The following is a 6000-nucleotide window of genomic DNA, read 5'->3' as shown; positions in this document are numbered from 1 at the left end:
TAAAAATGGAGTTTCACTTGGATTACACCTTTAAAGATACCAACCAAGCAAAATTAATTACAAAACAATCAATAGGAATATATAACAAAATGAGACCTCACTGGGGAATTAATTTAAGAACACCCGAAGAAATGTATAATTTAGAACAAAAATCAGCTTAACAAAACTGTCTACTTTTTTCAGGACATGACAAAATCGAAGTTGAAGATGAAGATGACGTAGGACGGTAAGACGTAGGACAAATTCTCAATACTCAAAGCTTTGGCATGTGTTAATAAATGATCTCAGTATCAATCAAGACGCTTACCCCCCCTTTGAAGGGGGGGGCAGGGGGGGATGTTTGGAAAGGTGAAATCAAAAACGCTACTTCGCCCCCATCCCGAAGTAATTTCGAAACAGGCTTTTGAAAGGTGGCCAGGGGATGTTTCGCCGGTTGCGGTTAATCCTTTAATTCAGAAATTAGGTCTTCGTAGGTGTAGTATTCCTTTTTGTTATCGGTTTTTTTGCTGTAGAGCACTTTTACGCGGAGGGCTTTTAGGCCTGTTACGCCTTGTAGGTCTTCAAGATCTAGGAGTTCTACTTCTTCATCCAGCATTTTTTGGTGTTGTAGAAAATTAATGTACTGTAAGTATTCTTCTTCGTCTTCTTTTTGAGAATAGACAACCACTATTTTACCGGGTTGTGTGATACGCTCTTCGGTGCCTTTTATATGGGCTTTATCAACGCGTTTTTTTACAACTTCGTAACGGGCATTGTAGGTGCCATCTACGTCGAAACGCTTTTCGTCCATACGGAATCGCAGGGATAGGGAGCTGTTAAATACTAAAATCATAGAGGCCACATCGAGGGCAACGGGCAGGGTATCTTTAAAATTATGGAAACTGTTTTCCATCTCGCAAATAAGCTGTAACTGCCAAAGTCGTAAGTTTTTGAGGTATAGTTTATTAAAGCTTCTTTGTTTTGTAATGGATTCGCCTATATACATATTGTGCTCCACGCCATCGGTATTAAACCGCTCAAAATAATGGGGGTACATTTGTTGGGCACTGTGTTGTTTTCTATCTAAAACCGCTGCCAGCCTTTTATTTGTTTGCATTACGGACTCGTCATAATCTTTTCGGAATTTGTAAACAAGGCCTGTATTGATATCTATTAGCTGGTTGTATTCATCTACCCATTTTTTGTGGGTGGTGTTGCGTTGTTTGATATGGTTAAAAAACGGGATGATTTCCGAAGTAATAAAATCCATTATTTTCCGCTCGGTATCCACTTGGAGGTTATCGGTAATTTCGTGTGAAAATGTATCGATTTTAAACTTCATCTGCTGAAAAATAGGCAGCGGATTCTGATTGGAAAGTTTTTGTAACAGTTCGTCTATATAGGATAATTGAAGCAGTAGGTCTTGTTTTGTGGCTTCATTACGAGCTTCAGAAGAGCCTTTTATATCTGTTTGTCCGTATAGGGGGTACACATCCTGGAAGACGATTTCCCTAAAAAATGTGGCATTGCCTTCATTTATACCATTAAGGTATCGTTTGGCTTCTTGGCGAAACTTCCAATGCACGCTACTGTGGATGGCGGTACATTCTTCTTGGATAATAAGTTCGAGTTCGTTTTCAAGATTTTCTTTTGAGCGCACTACCGAATCTATTAAAAAGGGCATAATATCGCGCAGCTTATTGGCATTGATAGTATTGAGGTCGTTAGCATTGGGCGAGACCAGTTCTAGCACTCCCAATATTTTATTGTCGTGGACAATGGAGGCGAAAATGGCACTGCGCATACCTTGATCCAGCATTTTTTTATACAGCAGATTATCTGGGTATAATTTATGGTAACGCTTGGCATCGGTAATGCAGTAAAATTCCTGTTGTTTAAAAAGTTTGTAGTAGGAAGCGCTACAGAGGGCGTCTTTGCTGCGTTGTGTTTTCTTGTTGTTGAGTATAAAGCTTGGAATTTCCTTAAACAGCGTGCGTTCAAAAGTTTCCGTTTCATCGTGATAATCGGTAAAGCCGATCATTAAATCCTTAAGTTGAAAGATGGAGCGGAATATACGACTGAACTCGGTGTTTTCAAAGCCGCCATTTTTTTCCAAACGCAATAAATTCGATTTAAAATCGGAGATAGAGACATTTAGGGTTACATCGGTTAGGGATGCGATAACAAAACCGTTAAAGGTCCAGCTTTCCGGAGGGAATTTTTCCTTCCAAACCGAAACATTCTCATAGCTTTCTAGGAGTTCGTTAATATCTTCTTCTGTAATTTCCTTTGCCTTGTCGGTTTTTTGGATATCAACGAAGTCGGCGTTGTAGAGCACCCTATAGTTTTTCACCATGCCATTTTCATCGGGGATATTGTAGTAGTACGATCTTTTAAAATCTACATTAACCCCATAGTAGCTGTGCAGAATAATGCTACAGCCCATGATGTAAAACTGGTCTTCATTAAAGTTTACAATTTCTAATGAGAGCTGCTCCCCTGCTGTTTGTATTAAATTTCGGTAGCGCTGGGTACATTTTATAGCGATATTTTGAAAAGGGATGGTAGCAAATTTAATTTCGTTATGGGTTAAAAGCGGAGAGAAAAAGGGTTTTAAAACAACGTCTATTTGCTTTTCATATTCGGTAAGCTCACTGCACTTTTTTAAACCAGATGACAGTTTGGGATACTTCTTCTCTATTTCAAGAATCTCAGCAGCCTGTTGTTTATCGAGGCCGGCTTGGGGTTCCAGATTTTTATAAGCGTCGAAGACTTTTTTAAAGCCCACCCTTATTTTCATAGGAAAATCCCTTTTTTCTACTATCAAATCGTCTTTTAGCATAACGGGATAAAAGTACAAGTTAAAAGTTAAGTGATATGTTAATAAATAACAAAATATTAGCGCATATCGCACATTGCGAATATAAACTGCTATTTTTGCCGAAATAATAAAAATACATATTCTATGAGACTGATATTGGCTTTACTTTTAACCATTTCATTAATTTCCTGTAACAATGAAACTGAAGGCTATACGCTGGAGGGAGATGCAATTGGCTTTGCCGATGGGACAGAAATTTACGTTTATACATTAGCAAATAGGCAGCCTAAAGTGGTGGATACCATTACTGTTGCAGGCGGAAAATTTTCGGCTACCTACCCGAGTAGTGACGCTACAGGTTTGCGATTTTTACGATTAAATGAAGTGCAGGGTTCTGTATTATTTTTTCCTGAAAACGTAGATATGCAGGCGACAATTTACAAGGACAGCCTACAGGCATCGCGTGTAATTGGCGGGGAGCAAAATAAGGCTTATGGTGAGTTTGCAGATAGGATGACTGAATTTAACAAGCGTAAACAAGAGAGCATGGAGCGGTTTCGTGAAGCCCGATTGGCCAATGATACTGCTGTGATTACTGAAATACAGAGTAAAAATTTGAATATAGTAGCTGAAGAAACCGAATATAAGAAGGATTTTTTGAAGCGAAATAACAATTCGCTATTTGCGGCTATGCTAATTTCTGAAATGGTTGGCAGACAAGAATTGACGCCTACTGAAGCTTCCGCTTACATAGACAAGATGGATAAGGATTTGGTTGCGAGTGATATAGTTACCGATTTAAAAGCAAATTTGGAAAATATGAAGAAGGCTGATGTGGGAAGCTTGGCGCCAGATTTTAGTGCTCCTACCCCATCGGGCGAAACGATGTCGTTAAAAGATGCTATGGGGAAATATACTATTATTGATTTTTGGGCGTCTTGGTGTAAGCCTTGCCGAATTGAAAATCCGAATGTTGTGAAAGTGTACAATAAGTATCACGATAAAGGATTAAATATAATAAGCGTTTCCTTGGACAAAGCGGAGCAAAAGGACAAGTGGATACAGGCGATTGCAGATGATAAAATGGATTGGTACCACGTGTCTAACTTACAATTTTGGCAAGACCCAATTGCCCGGCAATACAATGTACGTTCTATTCCTGCCACCTTTTTACTCGATGAGAAGGGGATGATAATAGACAAAAACCTTCGCGGCGCGGCTTTGGAGGCTAAGATTGCTACTTTGTTGGGGGAATAGGTTGTCGGTTGTCCGTTGTCGGTTGTCAGTTATCGGTTGGCGGTTGTCCGTTGTCGGTTATCGGTTGTGGGTTGTGGGTTGTCAGTTGTCGGTTGTCCGTTGTCGGTTGGCGGTTGTGGGTTGTCGGTTGACGGTTGCGTGTTGTGGGTTGTCGGTTGTCGGTTGTGGGTTGTTGGTAGATAAAATAAAAAAAATCCTCGGTTCGGTGAACTGAGGATTTTTTTTGGTTAATTGGGTTGTAATAATTTATTTACCTAATAACCTAGTAACTTAATTCAGCAGGAAGCTAACATTGACGGTGGTTTTAATTTCTATTTCACCGAGGGCGATGGTTTGGTCGTTGCCGCCACTTGAAGAAGAGTCCATCATTGCCATTTTGTACATTGGCTGTGGGCCTGAAGCGCTGCCTATTTCGCTTATAGAAACAGCTTTCCCCACAGATTGATTTAATACGGAAGCGTATTCTTTAGCTTTCATCTGTGCATTTGTCACTGCTTTTTTACGCGCTTCGCTTTTTAAAGTTTCTTCTTTGGTTGAAGAAAAACTAACGCCGTCTATTCGGTTAATCCCCGTGTCTATAAGTCCGTTCATGACCGCTTCATATTTACTTAAATCGCGAAGCTTAACCGAAAGCGATTGATTGGCAGCAAAAGTGTAGGTTTTATTATTGTGGTTGTAGTTTTTGCTGAGGTTCATATATTCAGTTTTCACATCTTTATCGGCTATATCCATCTTCTTAAGAAACTTTATTACTTCGCTAATAGTAGCATCGTTTTGTTTCTTGAGCGTGCTAGTATTTTCACCTGTATTTTCTACACGAACACGAATTGTAACTTCGTCTGGCACCACCCGAACAATTCCTTCTCCAGTAACATCAACTGTGGGCGGGGGTGTGTTTTGTGCCATCATAGTAGTAGTGGTAATTGCTAAAATTAATAAGGTTTTGATCGTCTTCATAAAATTTCTTTTTTTATTATGTGTTTTTTTTGTCTTGAAATTTAATCTTAATTCCTTTCTCTTCTTTATTCTTCCTTCTTTCTTCTTCTTTCTTCTTCTTTATTCTTCCTTCTTCCCTCTCGAGTCTAAATCTTCCCCAACTTATGCATCACAAACAAAATAATTAACGGAATGGCCAGCAGGACAACAATCCATAAACTTGTTTGAAACAGATAAGGCGCAAAAACGAGGGTTAGAACGTATCCGCCAATGGCGCCCCCAATATGGGCGTCGTGGCCAATGTTGCCCAATCTTTTTTTCATTCCATAGATAGAATACAACAAATATGCCATCCCAAATAACCAAGCGGGAATTGGGATTGGAATGAAGAAGAGGTATAAACCCATATCTGGAAAAAATAATATGGCCGAATACAACACACCCATTACCGCACCACTGGCGCCAATTGCGCTATAGTGATATTCGTCTTTATGAAAATAGAAAGAAAGCAGGTTTCCTGCAAGTAAGCTAAGGACATAAATAATTACGAAATAGGTTGTCCCAACACTCATAACCACCACGGGGGCAAAAAAGTAAAGGGTAAGCATATTAAAAAGCAAATGCGAGAAATCGGCGTGCAAAAAAGCCGAGCTAAACATTCGTATTTGCTCGCCTCGGCGGATGCCGGCAATATTGAATTTGTATTTTTCGAAGAAGGCAAAATCGTTAAAACCTTTCATAGAAATGATAACATTGGCGGCTATTATTACAATTGTTGCGATATCTAAATTTTGCATTCTAGGGTGAAAGTTTTAGGTTATAATTTATAAATAGGAATATAGGAATACGAATTGTAAAAATAGAAAATTAGTAGGGATTTATTGGGGGGTGTTGGGTGGTTAATTGGTTTGATTGTTTAACTGGAGAATTGTTTAATGGGTTAACTGGGGAATTAGTGATTTGGGGAATTGGTTAATTATTGATTGATCATTGAACATTGCGCATTA

Annotated in this window: 4 protein-coding genes; 1 reads left to right on the top strand and 3 read right to left on the bottom strand. The window is 39.1% G+C overall.

Annotated elements, in window-relative coordinates:
• Nucleotides 1-439: 439 nt before the first annotated feature.
• Nucleotides 440-2779: a GAF domain-containing protein gene (locus tag K8089_RS05130; protein ID WP_237602215.1), complete on the bottom strand. Its 2340-nt coding sequence runs from the start codon at nt 2777-2779 to the stop codon at nt 440-442.
• 165 nt (nt 2780-2944) lie between these two features.
• On the opposite strand from K8089_RS05130, the gene K8089_RS05125 reads away from it, so the two are divergent.
• On the top strand, nt 2945-4057 hold the full coding sequence (locus K8089_RS05125) for a TlpA disulfide reductase family protein (protein WP_237602214.1): 1113 nt from the start codon (nt 2945-2947) through the stop codon (nt 4055-4057).
• 270 nt (nt 4058-4327) lie between these two features.
• Here the strand turns inward: K8089_RS05125 and K8089_RS05120 are convergent, their stop codons facing one another.
• Together K8089_RS05120 and K8089_RS05115 are read right to left on the bottom strand one after the other, a co-directional pair.
• Nucleotides 4328-5014: an SIMPL domain-containing protein gene (locus K8089_RS05120; protein WP_237602213.1), complete on the bottom strand. Its 687-nt coding sequence runs from the start codon at nt 5012-5014 to the stop codon at nt 4328-4330.
• A gap of 125 nt (nt 5015-5139) precedes the next feature.
• Nucleotides 5140-5790 carry a rhomboid family intramembrane serine protease gene (locus K8089_RS05115; protein WP_237602212.1) on the bottom strand — a complete coding sequence of 217 codons (651 nt, stop codon included), beginning with the start codon at nt 5788-5790 and terminating at the stop codon, nt 5140-5142.
• Between the last annotated feature and the right edge of the window lie 210 nt (nt 5791-6000).

The organism is Aequorivita vitellina (genome assembly GCF_022008365.1).
GTDB lineage: Bacteria > Bacteroidota > Bacteroidia > Flavobacteriales > Flavobacteriaceae > Aequorivita > Aequorivita vitellina.
Note: the sequence above shows the minus strand (reverse complement) of the source record. Positions and strands in the feature narration are given on the sequence as shown.